This is a genomic window from Rodentibacter myodis, from assembly GCF_001999305.1.
Classification (GTDB): domain Bacteria; phylum Pseudomonadota; class Gammaproteobacteria; order Enterobacterales; family Pasteurellaceae; genus Rodentibacter; species Rodentibacter myodis.
Genome location: NZ_MLHQ01000026.1, coordinates 45,893 through 64,625, shown reverse-complemented (window position 1 = coordinate 64,625; position 18,733 = coordinate 45,893). Strand labels below are relative to the sequence as shown.

Here is an 18,733-nt window from a genome sequence, read left to right as displayed (position 1 = left end):
TTTCGTTTGTTCTATTTCATCACTCAGAAAAAAACCTGCACAATGTGCAGGCTTTAATCCCATTATTTTAACGGTAAAAACTCAACCGGAAGCCAACGGTATCCTTCACCTTCTTTGATAATATGCCCGATTCCCGGAAAAGGCAGATGTGCCGCGGCAACCAATAATTTCCCCTCTTCCACTAGGGTTAAAATACGTTTACGGGTGGCAATGGCTTTTTCTTGATCCGTATCCACTTCAACCGAAATATTAGGATTTTTCAATTGGATACTATGACTATGAATAATATCACCCCATACTAATAAGCGTTTATCTCCCGAGCCAACCAAATACCCACTCATTCCCGGAGAATGTCCAAACTCATCAAGGGTTTCAATACCGGCAACCGGATTTTCACCTTTTTTGAAGGTGTTAAAGCGATTAGCTTTTTGATAAGGGGCGACAGTCGCTCTTGCCGCTTTAAAATAAACCTGATCGTGTTCGGATTCACTGTGTGTGATTTTTTCACCCAACCAATATTCCGCATCTTCTTGAGGTGCATAAAGAGTGGCATTCGGGAATGCCATTTCACCTTCCACAGTTGTGACTCCACAAGCGTGATCCGGATGTAAATGGGTAACAAAAACATTGTTAATTTGCTCCGCTTTTACACCGGAAGCATTAAGATTTTTGATGATATTGCCTAAATCATCGCCAAAACATTTAGCCGCACCGGCATCAATAAGCGTAAACTGCTCACCTTGTTTAACTAAGTATGCATTGACGGAAGTTTGCACGCCGTCTGCGGTCAAGGGCATAAAAAATTGCTCAAAAATCGCATTCGCCTCTTTTGCGTCAATGCCTCTAAGCCATTTGGTCGGTAAATTAACCGGCCCATCATAAAGTGCCGTGATCGTTGTATTTGGATCTAACGCTAAACGAAAATAGCCCGCGACCTGATTTTCTTGTGTCTCTAAATGCGGTGAAACGGTTGTGGTTTCCGCCATCGTAACAGGACTAAAAAGTGCGGTCGCAATAGCCAGTGATTTTACCAATGTTGTTAATTTCATTGTCTTTCCTACTAAATTAAAAAACCGCTATTCTACTGAGTTTAGGCGGTTTTTATTTGGCAAAATCCGCCATTTTTTTGGCAAATCACGCCATTTTATGCTCCATCAAACAATGTTTTTAAAAATAATGCGGCATTCCGTTGTAATTTTTCTTTGCTCTGATAAACCCGTTCAATCACCACCAATCCACGAGTGAATGTTACTAATAAAGTTGCAGCTTCAATCGGTGATAATTTTAATTTATCGCTTGGGGTTGCCTGTGATAAACGGGCAAGCATAATCGCTTCAATTTCCTCTAACAATGTCAATAATGCGTGACGAATATCATCATTCAACGCCCCACTATCCAATGCCACTTTTGTGGAAAGACACCCCCTACTCGGCTGCCCTTGTAACATTGAATCAATAATAAAATCAAAATAGTGTTGGAATGCTAAACGTAGGTCGGAATCTTCAAGAGAATGACGAATCTGTGCCAATAAGCCGTTTTTATGTTGTTCAAATACTTTCAAAAAAAACTGTTCTTTGGTTTGATAAGCGTTATACAACGAACCGCGTTTTAAACCGGTCAAATCGGCAATTTCCTGTAAAGAAGTGGCGGCAAATCCTTTATCCCAAAATACCTTCATTGCTTTTTCAAAAACTTCTTGTTCATCAAACTGTTTGATACCTGCCATTTTCTTTCTCCCCTTCTTTTGTTTGAAAAACGCATAGTAGTGATTTTAAACAGCATTGTCAAAGTTGACACCATTGTCAAAAATAAAGTATAGTCTTTTTATCTTTGACACTTATGGAAAAATTAGATGGAAAAACAACCTCATTTATCATCAAAACAAATGCTACGCTATATTTCTGCCGGAATGATCGCAAGCCTTATCGCGATCGGGCTTGCCCGTTTTGCCTATACGCCTTTATTACCGGAACTTATCGATCAACATTGGTTTTCTGCCGATGATGCAGCATATTTAGGGGCGGCAAACCTAGCCGGTTATCTACTCGGCGCATTAAGCGGTCGCCCACTTGCCCATCGCATTTCTTATCACCGCACCTTACAAATAATGATGTTACTTACCGCCCTTTCTTTTTTGGCTTGTGCTTTTCCGCTTTCAAGTAGTTGGTATTTCCTTTGGCGATTAGTCTCCGGCATCACCGGTGGGGCGATAATGGTAGTGGTTGCCGCAACTATTTTGCCGCACATTCCTATTCATCGCCGTAATTTAGCCAGCGGAGGCATTTTTCTCGGTATCGGTTTAGGTATTTTTGCCTCGGCAACACTCATTCCTTTTTTTCTAAAAATGGGCTTGAAAGAAACCTGGCTTGGCTTAGGCGGGCTATCCTTGCTTCTCACCTTTTTCGCTTGGAAAAACATTCCCTCCCAACATACTGAAAACACAGCCTTACCCCATACAAAATGCCCTGTTGAAAAAGGCACGGCTTTTCTTGTGCTTTATTTACAGTACGCCTTAATTGCCATCAGCATTGTTGCGCCCGCTGTCTTTTTAGTGGACTTTATTGTGCGGGGATTACAACAAAGTAGTGAAATGGGGGCGTTATTTTGGGGATTATACGGAATAGGATCAATTATCGGCCCGATTTTATATGGTTATTTAGCCGATAAATGGGGCGCAAAACCAACCTTAAAACTTGTTTTAGCAGTACAAATGTGTGTTCTGATAACTTTGGCGTTAAATCACCATTTGGTATTACTCGCCATTTTAAGTTTGATTATTGGTACACTACCACCGGGCATTGTGCCATTAGTATTGGCTCGTATTCACGAAATGACGGAAAATCCGCTTGTTCGCAATAAAAACTGGAGTAAAGCCACTGTCTTTTTTGCCACTTCACAGGCTATTGCAGGCTATGCACTTTCCGCCCTTTTCAGCTACACGCAGGGGAATCACGGAATCTTGTTTTTAGTGGGTGGTGCGGCACTCATAATTGCTCTTGGCTTATCTTATTTGCCGATGTCACAAAAAGCAGTGAAGTAAGCAACGTTCATCACTGTTAAAAAAACAATTCCCTCTGTCAAAACAGAGGGAAATCGAAAAAGTAAAAATAAAATTTTTGCGTTTATTTTTTCAAGAACAAGGCTGCCGCACCACGCACACCACCGGAATCGCCGTGTTTGGCTTTTTTAATCGGCGGCACTTTTGCCGTACGCATTAAATGTGGCGGCAAGGCTTTTGGCAAGGCTTCATAAAGATAATCAAAGTTAGATAAACCGCCACCAAGTACAATCATATGTGGATCAAAGGCGGTGATGATGTTTCCGATAGAAATCGCCGCCAATTCCACAAAAAGATTCACAAAATCGACCGCACTTTCCTTACCACGATAAAATGCATCAATAATTTCCCGTGCAGAAAGGGATTCACCTTTTAAATCACGATATAGCATTTCAAAACCACGACCGGAAAGATAAGTATCCAAACAGGCTTTATTACCACAACCACATTCATAAATCGGTGCGTTGTCCCAACCAAGTAATTTTAATGCGTGATAATTAAGCTGCAAATGCCCTAATTCACCTGCCATTCCCACTTGTCCGGAATGTACTTTACCGTTCAATACAAAACCACCGCCAAAGCCCGTGCCAAGAATTAATCCGAGAACCGTTGGATATTGTAAATTTTCTTCATCCCACGCCTCAGAAAGTGCAAAACAATTCGCATCGTTTTCTGCCCGCACTTCACGCCCTAAACGTTCGGAAAGATCACGTAAAATAGGTTTATTATCCGCCACCCGAATATTGGTAATTTCCGCCAAACCGGTTTGTTGGTTCACAAATCCCGGTACGCCAAGCCCTACGCTACCACGCTCACCAAATCGCTGATCCGCACGATTTACCAAATCCACAATTGTGTTAAGCCATTCATCGTAATCCGTTTGTGGCGTAGGCACACGTTCGGAATATAATTTCTCTAATTTTTCATTAAATGCGGCAAGCTCAATTTTCGTCCCACCAATATCTAAACCATAATACATAATCAACTCCTGTATAAAAAAAGTGCGGTTAAAATCGCCTGAGATTTCAGTATTATGTAGCAAACACAAAGAGAAAATAATGCGTCCCTATCTGTTTCCAAGCCTCTTTCTTGTTTAGCTGCTACATAATGTCAAAGATTTTAACCGCTGTTGTTTTTTCATTTTATGATGAAGATCGTTTTTTTTGTAAAAAACCGAAAATAACCACGCTGATAACCCACGCAGAAAGGGTTGAAATGAGAAGATCAATCGGATAATGCATCCCTAAGCGAACACGGCTGATAAGCATAAGGAAACTCCACACCGCGATTGCTCCAATCAATAATTTTGCCTTCCAAGTGCGGTTTCCCACCAACTGAGTGAACCCTACTGCAAGCATTAACCAAGTTGCCGCAAAAATAGTATGACCGGAAGGAAAAGAATAGCCGGTTTCATCTTCATAATGCTTCACCAACCAAGCCGGTGTGTCGGCTTGGGTTTGGTAGAAGTTTTTCGCCATCTCGGCACGTTGTGAACGCTTGTTGGCATAAAAACTGTCTGTACTTGAATGGGTTTGTTCTGCCAAATACACGGTAAACGGACGGGGTTCTTTAAATACCGCTTTCAAACCGGTTTTCACCCCTTGGGTTGCTACCACGGCAAATGCCATCACCACCACAGCAAAAAACCACTGCTTGCGGGATTTAAACAAAAAACCAAAAATCAGGGCAAACACCGCACAAGTGATTAATGCATAAGGCACACTGCCTGTTTCGGTCAGCAAATAAAGCCAGTAATCGGCTTCGGTTAATTGCCCGTTACCATTCCACCGATAGGAAAATCCCCACATAAAAAACGGTACAAGACAAAGTAATAACGTATATAATGACAGCTTTTTAAACACGCTCGCCCCTTGATAATAAAAAAGAAGTGCGCATTTTAGCAGAAATGAAAATGAATGAGGATGACTTTATGGCAAAAATTCAATTGGTCGCACAAGCCAATTTACCGACCGAATACGGCATTTTTAAGATGGTCGGCTTTGAATTTCCCGACACCAAAAAAGAACACGTTGCCTTGGTAATGGGCGATATTTCAAACAGTGATGAACCTGTTTTAGCACGGATTCATTCCGAATGTTTAACCGGTGATGCACTTCACAGCTTAAAATGCGATTGTGGCTTTCAACTTGCCACGGCATTAAATCAAATTAAAGAAGCAGGTCGAGGCGTATTAATTTACCACCGCGAAGAAGGCCGCGGCATTGGCATAATTAATAAAATCCGTGCCTATGCTTTACAAGATCAAGGAATGGATACCATTGAAGCCAACCTTGCATTAGGTTTTAAAGCAGACGAGCGGAATTTTGAAGTTTGTGCGGATATGTTTGAATTGCTCGGTGTAAAAAAAGTCCGTCTGATGACCAATAATCCGGAAAAAGTCGAGACAATGAAAAAAGCAGGAATCAATGTAGTAGAACGTGTCCCACTTAATGTGGGAGAAAACCGCTATAACACCCAATATTTAGAAACAAAAGCGAAAAAAATGGGGCATTATATTGTCCATCATAATGAAACCATTTAATCTCTAAGAACACCCAAGTTATCTTTCTCCTCTCCGTTTACTGAAAGAAGTACCAAAAGCATAGGAAGCGAAGATAATGTGATCGGTAGGGACGCCACGCTGGCGTCCTTAATTGTAATCCATTGAAATTATTTGGTTTTTTGATAAGGACGCGAGCATCGCGTCCCTACGATCACGTTATTTGAATTTGGTGAGTTTTTTACAACATCATCAATTTCCCTTCCCTTTATACACAAGTGGAAAAAGCGAAGATTGCGTTATTTAAGCGTTGCGTGGTGGAGGTATATTCGATGAATTCGTAGGGACGCCACGCTGGCGTCCTTAATTGTAATCCATTGAAATTGTTTGATTTTTTGATAAGGACGCGAGCATCGCGTCCCTTGTATTATAAATAAACCCCACAATGAGTTATCATTATGGGGTTATAAAGGGAGAATAGAACTGTCGCGTCCCTACCAATCACGTTATTTACGCATCTTGTGATGATTGAAGATTTTGCTGGCGTCCTTCGTTTTTTAAGTGAAAGTAAGTGATTGAAAATTAATTCTCGTCTTCTTGGCGAATAAAGCCTTCATTAATTTCAATTTGTGCTTTTTCGCGTAAAGCCTGCATTAATTGCGTACGTAACTCAAGCTGACGGGCTTGGCGTAACTGTGCGCCAAATTGTGCCAGTTCTTGCTCGTTTAACTCGCCTTGCTCCACCTTATCAAGTGCTGCAACGATGACATCACCTTTTCCATTACGCACCACTTTATAGGTTGGTTTTCCGTTTTCCGGTTTTGTCATTGAAAAGATGCCATTAAGCAAAATCGGATCTTGATTTTCAGTAAATGTGAAGGTTTGCTCCGCACCAAAATGAATACCGGAAGGTAATTTCGTTGGGTTGGTTGGCAAATCTTTTACCTGCTCATCGGCAAGTGCGGTTAAGGCTTTCTCCGCTTTCTCACGTTTTAAGAAGGTGGTAATATCCTCTTTCGCTTCTTCTAAGGTTTTTACCCCTTCCGCTTTGTGATCTAACACCCGCACGACCACAATATCCTGTTCGCCCACGTTAAGCGGTTCAGAATTTGCACCGCCATTGGCAATATCAGAATCAAACACTGCCGATACCACACTTGGGAAATTCAATGCTGTCGGCACATTTTTACGGGAAAAATAATCGCTCTCCAACACTTTCACACCTGCAGCCTGTGCCGCCGCATTTAAAGATTTACTTTCTTCAAAGGCTTTTTCGCGAACCGCTTTTTCAACGGCATAGAAACGATTTTCCAATAATGATTTACGCACTAAATCGGTAACTTGTGCTTTTACTTCATCCAACGGTTTTTCTTTACGTTCTTCAACCAAAATGATATGAAAATTGCCGTCAACATTAACCGGTTCACTATATGCTCCAACTTGAAGATTTGCGGCGGTATCTTCAAACGCTTTCGGCAATTCGTTTGCATTTACCCAGCCTAATTCCCCACCGTTTTCACCGGAAATTTTATCCACCGAACGGGTTTTAGCCAATTCGGCAAAATTTGCCCCATTCTGTAATTCTTTATAGACGGCTTGCGCCTCTTGTTCATTGGCAAATTGAATATGTGCCAAGCGTTGTGTCATAAACTGCGCTTTATTATCTTGATAATATTGCGCCACTTCCACATCGCTCACTTGAATATTTTTTGCAATATCCGCACCGGAAACGTGAATATACTGCACTTTCACCTGCTCCGGCTGAATAAAGTTTTTTTGATTGGCTTCATAGTAGCTTTTCACTTCCTCATCGGTGACGTTTTGTTTTGCCATTTCATCGGCAAGAGAGAAAGTGGCTAAACGTGCAATACGTTTTTGGAAAAAAACTTGAGCATTATCTTTCACTTGTGCCGGCACCACAAATTCGCTATCGGCAATACCGTTTTGCATTTGTTCAAGTGTTAATGCACCACGCAAAATACCGGCATAGGTGTCTGAACTTAAACGATTTTGAGCAAGAATTTGTTGATAAAGATTGTTGTCAAATTTACCGTTGGATTGAAAATTCGGATCGGTCACAATCGCACGTTTAATCATTTCATCGCTTACGCCTAATTTCAGTTCTTTGGCATATTGACGAAGTAATTCTTGATCCACTAAGCGATCAATTAACCCTTGACGCAAGGCATTGACAAATTCCGGTGAATCGGATTGGGTTAAAAAGGCTTCCCCTTCCTGAGCGGCACGGGCTTCAAACTCTTGATTATAACGATTCATAAATTCTTGCTGAGAAATGGTTTCACCATTTACTTTCGCTGCATAAGAATCATTTGCTGTAAACAAATAACCGGACATCCCCCCCACAAGAAATGAGAGTGTGATAAGACCCAGAATAAATTTTGCAATTTTGGAGTTTGCCACTCCATTCATTTTTTCAATAAACATATTTACCCTTTAAAAAAAGACAAAATCCGCGAGATTATAATCGAAAGCAGGAAAATTCGCACTTTAAAATGCAAATACCCCGTGTTCAAATAGGATTTTAATTCCCATTATAATAAGTACCAAACCGCCAAAAATTTCGGCTTTATTTTTAAAATTTCTTCCTAAAAAATGACCGCTCTTTACGCCGATAAAAGAAATGACAAAAGTGGTGAAACCAATAATCCATACGGCTTCGGTAATATCGATATTCAAAAAAGCAAAAGAAATCCCTACCGCCAAAGCATCAATACTGGTTGCCAAACTCAACGTAAGTAAATGCTTTATATCGATAAAATGGGAAACGCTCTCTTCTGTCGCCGACAAACCTTCACGGAGCATATTTACGCCAATTAATAGTAATAAAATAAAAGCGATCCAATGATCCCAATCTTGAATCAGTTTGCTAAATTGCGAACCTAAAACATAGCCAATTAACGGCATCACCGCCTGAAATATTCCAAAGCAAAGTGCGATCATTAGCGCCGTTTTCCAGCGAAATGATCGCATTGCCAACCCTTTAGAAATGGCTACGGCAAAAGCATCCATTGAAAGTCCAAGTGCAATCAGCCATAAGCTATAAACAGTCATTTTTCGACCTTATTTACCAATGCAGAAAGAACTGAAAATATTGCCAAGCAAATCATCAGAGGTAAATTGACCGGTAATTTCACTTAAATTTGCCTGCACTAAGCGTAATTCTTCCGCCAATAATTCACCGGCGTGAAATTCCGTTAATTGCACCAAGCCGATTTGCAAATGTTCTGCGGCTTTTTCCAACGCCTCTAAATGACGACGGCGGGCAAGAAAACCGCCTTCAATACCGGTTTGAAAGCCCATTGCCTGTTTTAAATGATCACGCAGTCGTTGCACACCTTGTTGCGTTTGGGCGGATAAGCGAATAATTTGATAGCCGTTTTCTTCCGTTAATCCGTCCGCTTCACCGCTTAAATCGATTTTGTTACGAACAATTGTTACCGGAATATTAGTCGGTAATTTTGCTAAAAATTCCGACCGCACTTTGTCAAGATCTTGGCTTTCAGGATCGCTACTATCCAGCATTAAAATAATACGATCCGCCTGTTCTATTTCCGTCCAAGCCCGAGAAATGCCGATACGCTCCACTTCATCGGTAGCTTCACGCAAGCCGGCGGTATCAATAATATGCAACGGCATACCGTCAATATGAATATGCTCACGCAAGACATCCCGTGTTGTGCCGGCAATATCGGTAACAATCGCCGCTTCCCGCCCTGCAAGTGCGTTAAGCAGACTGGATTTTCCCGCATTGGGGCGACCGGCAATCACCACTTTCATCCCTTCACGCAGAATCGAACCTTGTTTTGCCTCACGGCGTACATCATCAAGTTGGCGAATAATGTCACGCAAATTCGCTTCAATTTTGCCATCTGCCAAGAAATCTATTTCCTCATCGGGAAAATCAATCGCCGCTTCTACATAAGTCCGTAGATAAATCACCGAATCCACTAGCGCATTAACTTTGTTAGAAAATTCCCCCTGTAAGGATTTTAAGGCGGAACGGGCTGCCTGCTCGGAAGTCGCATCAATTAAATCCGCAATGGCTTCCGCTTGTGCCAAATCCAATTTATCATTCAAAAACGCCTGCTCGGAAAACTCCCCCGGACGTGCCAAGCGAATCCCTTCAATCTGCAAAATCCGTTTTAGTAATAAATCTAAAACCACTTGTCCACCGTGACCTTGCAATTCAAGTACATCTTCGCCGGTAAAAGAATTTGGGGATTTAAAGTAAAGGGCAATACCTTGATCAAGCACTGTGCCATCGGTATCTTTAAAGGGTAAATAATCCGCCATCCGTGGTTTAGGACATTTGCCCAATACGGCTTGTGCCACTTCGGTCGCCAACGGGCCGGAGACTCTTATAATGCCAATTCCGCCTCGTCCGGGGGCGGTGGCTTGTGCAACGATTGTTTCTTTCATAAAAAACTCTTTTAAAAATGACCGCACTTTTACAAATTAAAAAGTAACGGGGCGTGCAATACGCCCCTTAATAATAAATCTTTCAATGATAGAAAAGGCACCTTACGATGCCTTTCTTTAACCATATTTAGGATTATTTTTTACGGGAATGTAATCCTTTTTTCTCAAGTCCGCGGTAGATTAATTGCTGTTGTACGATGGTGATTAAGTTAGACACTAACCAGTAAAGCACTAGCCCTGCCGGGAACCAAAGGAAGAAGAACATAAAGATCAATGGCATAAAGTTCATCACTTTTTGTTGCATTGGATCAGCCACCGGTGTTGGCGACATTTTTTGCAACAGGAACATTGAGATCCCCATTAAAATTGGCAGGATATAATACGGATCTTGCGCCGATAAGTCTTGAATCCAACCAAAGAATGGTGCGTGACGAAGTTCAACGGCTTCCATAAACGTCCAATATAATGCGATGAAAATCGGCATTTGAAGAAGAATTGGCAAACAACCACCCAATGGATTCACTTTTTCTTCTTTATAAAGTTTCATCATTTCTTGGCTCATACGTTGGCGATCTTCACCAAAACGCTCACGCATTTCTTGCATTTTTGGCTGTAACATACGCATTTTTGCCATAGAGGTGTATTGCGCTTTCGTCAATGGATATAAAATGGCTTTCACCACAATAGTAACGCAGATAATCGCCAAGCCCCAGTTAGACACAATACCTTGAATAAAGGTCAATAACCAGAATAACGGTTTTGCAATAAACCACGCCCAACCATAATCTACGGTTAAATCTAAATGATTTGCCACTTTCTCCATTTCATTTTGAAGTTTTGGCCCTGTCCATAATGAACTGGAAATCGTTTCCTGTGCGCCTGCCGGAATCGTCACCACCGGGCCGCGATAACCGATTGAAGCCACATTATTTTTCGTATCCGTAATGGTATAAAGTTGATTATCTACATCTTGGTTTGGAATCCAAGCAGACACAAAATAGTGCTGTAATACGGCAACCCAACCGGCTTTGGTATTAATGGAAAGATTGGCATCTTTCATATCGGCGAAGCTGTATTTTTTATAATTTGTTTCGGAAGAAGAATATGCCCCACCGGTATAAGTCGGCATTGCCATATTGCCTGAGCTTTCAACCAAGGTATGTTTTAACTGACCATAAGGCTCAACTTCAATCGCCTCACCACTTTGGTTGTTAATTTGATAATTTACGCCGACATCATAACTGCCGCGTTTTAACACAAATATTTTTTGATAAGTCACGCCGTCTTTTTCAAAGATCATCGGCACAGAAAGGGAATCTTGACCGTCCGCCAATTTAAAATTATCCCCTTCAATTTGATATTGTGCGCGACCGGATTTAGTATCAATACCGTTTTTCCCAATCAAACCGCTTTGCGCAATATAAACTTGGTCTTTACCATCTTCTAACAACACGAAAGGGGTGTTGGAATTTAATTCCGCATCATATTTTAAAAGTTCGGAACTCACGATATCACCGCCCAATGTATCCACTTTTAAGCGGAAAACATCATTTTCTAAGGTGATAAGACGTCCTTTAATTTGCGAATCAGCCACGAGTTGGCTTGACGAAGAAGAACTTGCAGGCACATCCGAAGTAATTGAAGTTGTTTGTTCAGCGACTTGAGGTGGCGGATTTTTATCAATTTGCCACTGCTGATAAACCAGGAAAGAAATAAAAATTAGTGCTAACACTAATAGGCTACGTCTTGAGTCCATTATTTTTTCTCATCGTTATTATTAATTTTTGGCGGAACGGGATCGAATCCGCCAGCGTTCAAAGGATGGCATTTTAATACACGTTTTAATGTAAGCCAACCACCTTTTAACAATCCGTGTGTTTTTAACGCTTCAATGCCGTAGCACGAACAAGTTGGAACAAATCGGCAACGTGGTCCGATTAAAGGGCTGAGAGTAACTTGATAAATCCGAATGAGGGCAATCAGGATTTTTGAGCCAAACGAATGTGTCGCTGCCATAATTTTTCCAGCGTTTGACGAAATGTTGCGTTATCGAGTTTGCCAATTCCTCTTTTTGCCACAAAAACAAAATCACACGCCGGCAAAGTATGCTGAGATAAACGAAAACTCTCACGCACCAAGCGTTTAATGCGATTGCGGTCGTGCGCACGTTTTAAGTGTTTTTTGGCAACAGTCAAACCTAAGCGGGGATGCTCAAGATTATTTTTACGGGCGAGAAGGGTAATTTCAGGAGTGCTTGCTCGAAACGGTTGTTCAAAGACATATTTGAATTGAGCGGGAGTCAACAAACGTAACTCCCTAGAAAAGTTCAGCTTAATCACTAACAAGGGCGATTATGCAGATAAACTTTTACGACCTTTAGCACGACGACGGGCTAAAACTTGACGGCCGTTTTTAGTTGCCATACGGGCGCGGAAACCGTGAGTACGGCTACGTTTTAATACAGAAGGTTGAAATGTACGTTTCATTGTAATCTACCTAAAATTAGAAATGTGTTATGTTTTGAATTCAAAACAAGGGTTATAAAAAATAGAGCGCGATTTTAATCACAAATCGGGCCTTCGTCAAACAAAGAAAAGGATTTTTTGCCAAAACAAATTCCCATTCCTTTAAAAATCGGGGGGATTATACGGATTTTCGATAAAATCTCAAGCAACCTTTTTACGTTTTTTCCTTGTTCGGCGGAAGATTTTTTCTTGAGATTATTGTAAAATCCACCGAAATTTTTAACCGCACTTTAGGTGCGAATCCAACAATTCCAGAACAAGCAATAAGAAAATAATCTAAGGATAGTTTATCGTGAGCCTTTCCAATCTTTGGCAAGATTGCCTTTCTCAACTACAAGATCAAGTTTCCGCTACCGATTTAAGCACTTGGCTACGCCCTTTACAGGCGGATGTCATCTCCAACGATCAAATTATTCTTTATGCCTCTAATATGTTTGTAAAAGGTTGGGTTGAAACCCATTATTTGGCACAAATTCATCAAATTTGCCAAACTCTCGCCCAAAATCCCAATCTGCAAATTATTTTAAAAGAAGGGGTGAAACCTGCCCGCCAGCCCGCACCAAGCACACCGACAAAATCGCAACAAAATCGTCAATTAAACGAAAGTGCGGTCAATTTTGAGCCTGAAATTGAAAAACCGATAAAATTTGAATCACACCTCAATACCAAACACCTGTTTGAAAATTTTGTTGAGGGGAAATCCAACCAACTTGCACGTGCCGTAGGTCAAAAACTTGCGTTGGCACCGGGTGAGCCTGCGGCAAATCCTTTCTTTTTATATGGTGGAACGGGATTAGGCAAAACCCACTTATTGCACGCTATCGGGAACGGTATTTTAGCCAACAAACCCAATGCACGCGTGCTTTATATTCACGCTAATAATTTTATGCAACATATGGTAAAAGCGATGCGTGATAACAATATGGAGCAATTCAAAAAATTCTACCGTTCTTTAGATGCCTTGCTTGTGGATGATATTCAATTTTTTGCCGAAAAAGAGAAAACCCAAGAAGAATTTTTCCATATTTTCAATAACTTATTTGAAACCGGTCGGCAAATCATTTTAACCTCCGATCGCTATCCTAAAGAAATTGAAAAAATAGAAGAACGCTTAAAATCACGCTTTGGCTGGGGTTTAACCACGGCAATTGAACCGCCTGATTTGGAAACCCGTGTCGCCATTTTGTTGAAAAAAGCAGAAGAGCATCAAATGCATCTGCCTGAAGAAGTGGCGTTTTTCATTGCGCAACGTTTACGCACCAATGTGCGCGAGCTTGAAGGTGCGCTCAATCGTGTAAAAGCAATGCAAGATTTCAAAGGCGGCGAGATTAATATCGATTTTGTACGCGAAACCTTAAAAGATATTCTTGCCTTACAAGAACGTTTGGTCACCATTGATAACATTCAAAAAACCGTGGCGGAGTATTACCGTATCAAAGTGTCGGATTTAAAATCCAAAAGCCGTCAACGTTCCGTCACACGCCCACGCCAAATCGCGATGGCGTTAGCCAAAGAACTCACCAATCGCAGCCTGCCTGAAATTGGTCGTGCTTTTGATCGGGATCACACGACAGTGCTTAATGCGTGCCGTGAAGTGCCAAAATTTAGAGAAAAAGATAACAGTATTCAAGAAGATTGGGCGAATTTAATTCGCACCTTGTCCGCATAAGGAGCCTGCAATGCAATTTAGTATTTCAAGAGAAAATCTCTTAAAGCCATTACAACAAGTTTGTGGCGTATTAAGTAGTCGCCCGAATATTCCGGTTCTCAACAATGTGTTGTTACACATTGAAAATAATCAATTAACCATCACCGGTACGGATTTAGAGGTAGAACTTTCCAGCCAAACACAACTTTCATCTTCCTCGGCAAATGGTACCTTTACCATTCCGGCAAAAAAATTCCTCGATATTTGCCGCACATTATCCGATGAATTTGAAATTACGGTAACCTTCGAAGAAGATCGTGCCATTGTGGAATCCGGCAGAAGTAAATTTAATCTCACCACTCTCCCTGCCGAGGAATATCCAAACCTTACAGATTGGCAATCGGAAGTGGATTTTGCCCTACCTCAAAATACCTTGCGCCGCCTAATTGAAGCCACCCAATTTTCTATGGCAAACCAAGACGCGCGCTATTTTTTAAATGGAATGAAATTTGAAACGGAAGGAAACTTACTCCGCACGGTTGCCACCGATGGACACCGCCTCGCCGTTTGCACCATTCCATTGGAACAAGAATTACAAAGCCACGCGGTCATTTTGCCACGCAAAGGCGTATTGGAATTAAATCGCCTCTTAGAAAGCAGTGATGAGCCGGCACGTTTACAAATCGGCACAAATAATCTTCGTATTCATCTCAATCATATTGTGTTTACCTCAAAATTGATTGACGGTCGCTTCCCTGATTATCGCCGTGTGTTACCACGCAATGCCACCAAAATTGTAGAAGGCAACTGGGAATCCTTAAAACAAGCCTTTGTTCGCGCCTCTATTCTTTCTAACGAACGTGTGCGTAGCGTGCGATTAAATTTAAGTGAAAATCAGCTAAAAATCACCGCCTCCAACCCTGAACACGAAATTGCAGAAGAAATTGTTGATGTCATTTACAGCGGAGAAGAATTGGAAGTAGGCTTTAATGTTACCTATATTTTGGATGTTTTAAACGCCCTCAAATGCCAGCAAGTACGTATTCGTTTAACGGATGCGTCTTCAAGCTGCTTAATTGAAAATTGCGAAGATAGCAGTAGTGAATATGTGATTATGCCAATGCGTCTATAAAATGGCTATTTCCCGCTTGCTCATTGAAAAGTTTAGAAATTTAAATGCCGTGGATCTGGAGTTTGATCACGGCTTTAACTTTTTGGTGGGCAATAACGGCAGTGGTAAAACCGGCTTGCTTGAAGCTATTTTTTATTTAGGACACGGTCGTTCCTTCAAAAGTGCGGTCACAAATCGCATTATTTCTTATAACGAACCACACTTTACCCTATTCGGACAAATTCAGGAAAGCCACCATCAATGGTCGGTGGGGCTGCAAAAATTACGCCAAGGTAATACATTGGTAAAAATTAATGGCGAAGAAGGGAATAAAATCGCCGATCTTGCTCATTTGCTCCCAATGCAACTGATCACCCCTGAAGGCTTAACTTTACTAAATGGCGGCCCTAGTTATCGCCGTGCTTTTTTAGATTGGGGATTATTTCATCATCATAACCATTTCCATTCCGCTTGGAGCAATCTCAATCGCTTATTAAAGCAGCGCAATGCTGCTCTCAATCAGCACCAACCTTATGCCGCAATAAAGGTATGGGATATTGAATTGGCAAAACTCGCCCATCAAGTCAGCCTCTGGCGTGCCGAATACGCCGAAGCCTTACGCCCAGAAATTGAGCAAACCTGCCAGCTCTTTTTACCGGAATTAGAAATTAACCTGAGTTTTCACCAAGGTTGGGAGAAAGATACCGACTACGGCGAATTGCTGGCGCAAAATTTTGAGCGGGATAAAGCCCTAGGCTACACCTTTTCCGGCCCTCAAAAAGCAGATTTTCGTTTTAAAGCGAACGGTTTACCGGTGGAAGATGTACTTTCACGCGGTCAATTAAAACTCCTTATGTGTGCATTACGCCTCGCCCAAGGGGAGCATTTAATGAAAGAAAAGCAACGCTCTTGTATTTTTTTAATTGACGATTTCGCGTCCGAACTCGATCAAGTCAAACGTGCTTTACTCGCAGAACGATTACAACAAAGTCATTCACAGGTATTTATCACCGCCATCACTCAAGGGCAACTAAAAGAAATGCAAATGGAAAGCGGTCGATTATTTGAAGTAAAAGAAGGCATGATTACACCGCTATCAAGTTAAAATTACCGAAAAATTGACCGCACTTTACATTGAACATTGCCGGTAACATTTGGTCTAATCCGCCGCTGAACATTAGGTTCCACAATAATTTTTCTCAATCTAAACTTCTTCAGTCAAGGATACCCTTAATGAAAAACTACTTTGCGCTCTTTATTGCCGGATCAACCCTATCCGGTTGTGTAAATATTCAAGCAGATCAAGCCAAACCCACACCGACAAGCCCCCAACAAAATGTAAACTGGACACCAGAGCAATACGCTAAATTGACAGAAGCAATCAATAAAAACAAAGAAAAAATTCTTGAACAATTAAACAATGAAGCCAAAAAATTGGAAGGGAAAACCTTTCAAATCCCCATCAATGACGAAGCACAATAGATAAAATCCCTCCTCAATCAATCGGAAAAATAGAGGATACAGGTGATTTTTTTCACTTGTGTCAAAAAAGATATTTACAAATCTATTTTTATAGATTTATAATAGCCGCCATTATAAAGTTAAGGAACAATGCGTGAATATTACAGAAGTATTAAAAGCCCTCTCCAATGAAACCCGCTTACAAATGTTGCAATGGTTAAAATCACCGGAACAACATTTTAGATCGGCAGAATTTACCGCAGAGGCAATTGATACGGAAGGTGGCGTATGTGTGCAAGCAATGACCATCAAAACCGGTCTAGCACAATCCGTTGTTTCCGCTTATTTGAATTCACTCAAAAAAGCGGGATTGGTGGAAATGAAACGCAGTGGTAAATGGACTTACTACCGCTACAACGCTCAAGCCATTTCTGAATTTTTACAACATTTGCAACAAACTTTATAACGCAATCATTACGCCGATTACGGCGTTTTTTAAAAACTTAATACATCTATATTTTTAGATTTAAAGATGGAGTAATTTATGAAAATTGAAATTTGGTCTGATTATGCCTGTCCGTTTTGCTACATTGGCAAACGCCAATTACAACAAGCCCTCGAAAAATTTGAAGGGGATGAAAATGTTGAAATTATCTACCGCACTTTTGAGCTTTATCCGCAAGCTCCACAAAAAGTGGAAACCACAACGCAACAACGCATTGAGTGGAAATATCGCAAAACGCCTGAAGGGGCAATGGAAATGATCCGCAATATTGAGATCCTTGCCAAACGGGTTGGATTGGCGATGAACTATGAAAATGTACAAAATACTGCCACCTTTGACGCACACCGTCTTACCCATTTTGCGGCGGCAAAAGGCAAAGGCGAAGCGATGAACGAGCGTTTATTCAAAGCCTATTTTACCGATAACCTTCCCCTTGCCGATCGTGAAAATCTCATCAGCTTTGCCGTTGAAGTGGGGTTAGATCGCAATGAAGTGGAAGCAATGTTAGCCTCTGACGAATATGCCGATTCCGCTAAAGCCGATCAATTACAGGCACAAAAAATGGGCGTTCAAGCCGTGCCTTTCTTCTTAATTGATGGAAAAACGGAACTTGCCGGCTCACAACCAGTCTCCATTTTCTTAAATGCCTTACAGCAAGCGGCGCAGGCAGAAAGCGAACCGACCTTGATTGAAGGTGCAAGTTGTGGGATTGACGGATGCCAATAATGCCCTTTACGCCTAGGGCTGAACCATTAAAATGGGGCAGCCCTAATGCCAAACGACATATCATTTTACTGCACGGTCTAACCGGTAGCGGGCGGGCGTTTTTACCCATTGCCCAATATTTAAATGAAATGTTGGCAACACCAAGCCATTTTATCTTGCCCAGTGCGCCGCTTCGTTCTGTGGATTGGGCGGATAATCAAAGGGTTTCCGGTTGGTACAATCTCCCTAAAGGCAGCTTTTTACAACAGCAGGATCAAAATGGTCTGTTAAGTGCAATGAGCTATGTACATTCACTTCTGGATGAGCTGAATACACAAGGGATTGAAATGGATAAGGTCATCATCGGTGGTTTTTCACAAGGTGGGGCATTATCGCTTTTGTCCGGCTTGCTTTATCCCCATAAATTAGGGGGCATATTTGCATTGTCCGGCTATCTCCCTATTGCCTCTTGGATTGCACAACATCAAAGGAATGAAAACCGACAAACCCCAATTTTTCTTGCTCACGGAGAGCTGGATAATGTGATTAGTCTCACAGAATTTAAACAAGGAATGTTGTCATTATCACAAGAAAATCGACCACTTGTGGCAAAACAATATCCTATCGGACATTATATTGTTGAGCCGGAAGTGGCTGATCTTGCCGAATGGATAAATTCCCTCCGTTGATTTCATCAACTTTCTTGTGAATAAATTGGAAATAACGAAAAACCGCCTGAATCAATCAGGCGGTTTTATTTTAAAGCAGACAATGAACAGA

General features: G+C 41.4%; 20 protein-coding genes. 9 read left to right on the top strand and 11 right to left on the bottom strand.

Features of this window, described 5'->3' with window-relative positions; all coding sequences use genetic code 11:
• Positions 1-62: 62 nt before the first annotated feature.
• Both BKL49_RS10210 and BKL49_RS10205 read right to left on the bottom strand, forming a co-directional pair.
• A complete protein-coding gene (locus tag BKL49_RS10210) occupies positions 63-1,049 on the bottom strand; it encodes an MBL fold metallo-hydrolase (protein ID WP_077425102.1) in 987 nt (328 codons plus the stop codon).
• 95 nt (positions 1,050-1,144) lie between these two features.
• Complete coding sequence (locus tag BKL49_RS10205) at positions 1,145-1,726, bottom strand: TetR/AcrR family transcriptional regulator (protein WP_077425100.1); 582 nt, start codon at positions 1,724-1,726, stop codon at positions 1,145-1,147.
• 126 nt (positions 1,727-1,852) lie between these two features.
• Here BKL49_RS10205 and BKL49_RS10200 point away from each other — a divergent pair, with 126 nt between their 5' ends.
• Positions 1,853-3,040, top strand: coding sequence for a YbfB/YjiJ family MFS transporter (locus BKL49_RS10200; RefSeq protein WP_077425098.1), 1,188 nt, complete (start codon positions 1,853-1,855; stop codon positions 3,038-3,040).
• A gap of 82 nt (positions 3,041-3,122) precedes the next feature.
• On the opposite strand, the gene nagK is transcribed toward BKL49_RS10200, so the two are convergent.
• Positions 3,123-4,037: an N-acetylglucosamine kinase gene (gene nagK, locus BKL49_RS10195; protein ID WP_077425096.1), complete on the bottom strand. Its 915-nt coding sequence runs from the start codon at positions 4,035-4,037 to the stop codon at positions 3,123-3,125.
• 163 nt (positions 4,038-4,200) lie between these two features.
• Entirely contained in the window at positions 4,201-4,920 is a 720-nt protein-coding gene (locus BKL49_RS10190; protein WP_077425094.1) for a phosphatase PAP2 family protein, read from the bottom strand.
• Positions 4,921-4,988: 68 nt separating this feature from the next.
• On the opposite strand from BKL49_RS10190, the gene ribA reads away from it, so the two are divergent.
• Positions 4,989-5,600 (top strand): GTP cyclohydrolase II, encoded by a 612-nt coding sequence (gene ribA / locus BKL49_RS10185; RefSeq protein WP_077425092.1) that lies wholly within the window; start codon positions 4,989-4,991, stop codon positions 5,598-5,600.
• Between the two features lie 540 nt (positions 5,601-6,140).
• Here the strand turns inward: ribA and ppiD are convergent.
• The 7 genes from ppiD to rpmH all read right to left on the bottom strand — a co-directional run bounded on the left by ppiD (position 6,141) and on the right by rpmH (position 12,484).
• On the bottom strand, positions 6,141-8,003 hold the full coding sequence (gene ppiD / locus BKL49_RS10180; protein WP_077425090.1) for a peptidylprolyl isomerase: 1,863 nt from the start codon (positions 8,001-8,003) through the stop codon (positions 6,141-6,143).
• A gap of 63 nt (positions 8,004-8,066) precedes the next feature.
• Positions 8,067-8,630, bottom strand: coding sequence for a manganese efflux pump MntP (locus tag BKL49_RS10175; protein WP_077425088.1), 564 nt, complete (start codon positions 8,628-8,630; stop codon positions 8,067-8,069).
• 9 nt (positions 8,631-8,639) lie between these two features.
• A complete protein-coding gene (gene mnmE / locus BKL49_RS10170) occupies positions 8,640-9,998 on the bottom strand; it encodes a tRNA uridine-5-carboxymethylaminomethyl(34) synthesis GTPase MnmE (RefSeq protein WP_077425086.1) in 1,359 nt (452 codons plus the stop codon).
• A 133-nt stretch (positions 9,999-10,131) separates the two neighbouring features.
• The gene (gene yidC, locus BKL49_RS10165) at positions 10,132-11,754 is read right to left on the bottom strand and encodes a membrane protein insertase YidC (RefSeq protein WP_077425084.1); all 1,623 of its coding nucleotides are present in this window, start codon (positions 11,752-11,754) and stop codon (positions 10,132-10,134) included.
• Positions 11,754-12,014 (bottom strand): membrane protein insertion efficiency factor YidD, encoded by a 261-nt coding sequence (gene yidD / locus BKL49_RS10160; protein ID WP_077425082.1) that lies wholly within the window; start codon positions 12,012-12,014, stop codon positions 11,754-11,756. The genes yidC and yidD overlap by 1 nt, the downstream gene beginning before the upstream one ends.
• The gene (gene rnpA, locus BKL49_RS10155) at positions 11,978-12,337 is read right to left on the bottom strand and encodes a ribonuclease P protein component (RefSeq protein WP_077425080.1); all 360 of its coding nucleotides are present in this window, start codon (positions 12,335-12,337) and stop codon (positions 11,978-11,980) included. The genes yidD and rnpA overlap by 37 nt, the downstream gene beginning before the upstream one ends.
• A gap of 12 nt (positions 12,338-12,349) precedes the next feature.
• On the bottom strand, positions 12,350-12,484 hold the full coding sequence (rpmH, locus tag BKL49_RS10150; protein ID WP_005539760.1) for a 50S ribosomal protein L34: 135 nt from the start codon (positions 12,482-12,484) through the stop codon (positions 12,350-12,352).
• A gap of 331 nt (positions 12,485-12,815) precedes the next feature.
• Between rpmH and dnaA the strand changes: the two genes are divergently transcribed.
• The 7 genes from dnaA to BKL49_RS10115 all read left to right on the top strand — a co-directional run bounded on the left by dnaA (position 12,816) and on the right by BKL49_RS10115 (position 18,642).
• The gene (gene dnaA / locus BKL49_RS10145; RefSeq protein ID WP_077425078.1) at positions 12,816-14,192 is read left to right on the top strand and encodes a chromosomal replication initiator protein DnaA; all 1,377 of its coding nucleotides are present in this window, start codon (positions 12,816-12,818) and stop codon (positions 14,190-14,192) included.
• A 10-nt stretch (positions 14,193-14,202) separates the two neighbouring features.
• On the top strand, positions 14,203-15,303 hold the full coding sequence (gene dnaN / locus BKL49_RS10140) for a DNA polymerase III subunit beta (RefSeq protein ID WP_077425076.1): 1,101 nt from the start codon (positions 14,203-14,205) through the stop codon (positions 15,301-15,303).
• 1 nt (position 15,304) lies between these two features.
• The gene (recF, locus tag BKL49_RS10135) at positions 15,305-16,387 is read left to right on the top strand and encodes a DNA replication/repair protein RecF (RefSeq protein WP_077425074.1); all 1,083 of its coding nucleotides are present in this window, start codon (positions 15,305-15,307) and stop codon (positions 16,385-16,387) included.
• A gap of 128 nt (positions 16,388-16,515) precedes the next feature.
• On the top strand, positions 16,516-16,764 hold the full coding sequence (locus BKL49_RS10130) for a hypothetical protein (RefSeq protein ID WP_077425072.1): 249 nt from the start codon (positions 16,516-16,518) through the stop codon (positions 16,762-16,764).
• 133 nt (positions 16,765-16,897) lie between these two features.
• Complete coding sequence (locus BKL49_RS10125) at positions 16,898-17,209, top strand: ArsR/SmtB family transcription factor (protein ID WP_077425070.1); 312 nt, start codon at positions 16,898-16,900, stop codon at positions 17,207-17,209.
• Between the two features lie 78 nt (positions 17,210-17,287).
• Complete coding sequence (locus tag BKL49_RS10120; RefSeq protein WP_077425069.1) at positions 17,288-17,974, top strand: DsbA family oxidoreductase; 687 nt, start codon at positions 17,288-17,290, stop codon at positions 17,972-17,974.
• Positions 17,965-18,642: an alpha/beta hydrolase gene (locus tag BKL49_RS10115; protein WP_244151991.1), complete on the top strand. Its 678-nt coding sequence runs from the start codon at positions 17,965-17,967 to the stop codon at positions 18,640-18,642. Before BKL49_RS10120 ends, BKL49_RS10115 begins: the two co-directional genes overlap by 10 nt.
• The last annotated feature ends 91 nt before the right edge of the window (positions 18,643-18,733 follow it).

Coding starts and splice junctions, on each gene's coding strand:
- BKL49_RS10210 (WP_077425102.1), bottom strand. CDS start 1,049: ATGAAATTAACAACATTGGTAAAATCACTGGCTATTGCGACCGCACTT.
- BKL49_RS10205 (WP_077425100.1), bottom strand. CDS start 1,726: ATGGCAGGTATCAAACAGTTTGATGAACAAGAAGTTTTTGAAAAAGCA.
- BKL49_RS10200 (WP_077425098.1), top strand. CDS start 1,853: ATGGAAAAACAACCTCATTTATCATCAAAACAAATGCTACGCTATATT.
- nagK (WP_077425096.1), bottom strand. CDS start 4,037: ATGTATTATGGTTTAGATATTGGTGGGACGAAAATTGAGCTTGCCGCA.
- ribA (WP_077425092.1), top strand. CDS start 4,989: ATGGCAAAAATTCAATTGGTCGCACAAGCCAATTTACCGACCGAATAC.
- ppiD (WP_077425090.1), bottom strand. CDS start 8,003: ATGTTTATTGAAAAAATGAATGGAGTGGCAAACTCCAAAATTGCAAAA.
- BKL49_RS10175 (WP_077425088.1), bottom strand. CDS start 8,630: ATGACTGTTTATAGCTTATGGCTGATTGCACTTGGACTTTCAATGGAT.
- mnmE (WP_077425086.1), bottom strand. CDS start 9,998: ATGAAAGAAACAATCGTTGCACAAGCCACCGCCCCCGGACGAGGCGGA.
- yidC (WP_077425084.1), bottom strand. CDS start 11,754: ATGGACTCAAGACGTAGCCTATTAGTGTTAGCACTAATTTTTATTTCT.
- yidD (WP_077425082.1), bottom strand. CDS start 12,014: ATGGCAGCGACACATTCGTTTGGCTCAAAAATCCTGATTGCCCTCATT.
- rpmH (WP_005539760.1), bottom strand. CDS start 12,484: ATGAAACGTACATTTCAACCTTCTGTATTAAAACGTAGCCGTACTCAC.
- dnaN (WP_077425076.1), top strand. CDS start 14,203: ATGCAATTTAGTATTTCAAGAGAAAATCTCTTAAAGCCATTACAACAA.
- recF (WP_077425074.1), top strand. CDS start 15,305: ATGGCTATTTCCCGCTTGCTCATTGAAAAGTTTAGAAATTTAAATGCC.
- BKL49_RS10130 (WP_077425072.1), top strand. CDS start 16,516: ATGAAAAACTACTTTGCGCTCTTTATTGCCGGATCAACCCTATCCGGT.
- BKL49_RS10120 (WP_077425069.1), top strand. CDS start 17,288: ATGAAAATTGAAATTTGGTCTGATTATGCCTGTCCGTTTTGCTACATT.
- BKL49_RS10115 (WP_244151991.1), top strand. CDS start 17,965: ATGCCAATAATGCCCTTTACGCCTAGGGCTGAACCATTAAAATGGGGC.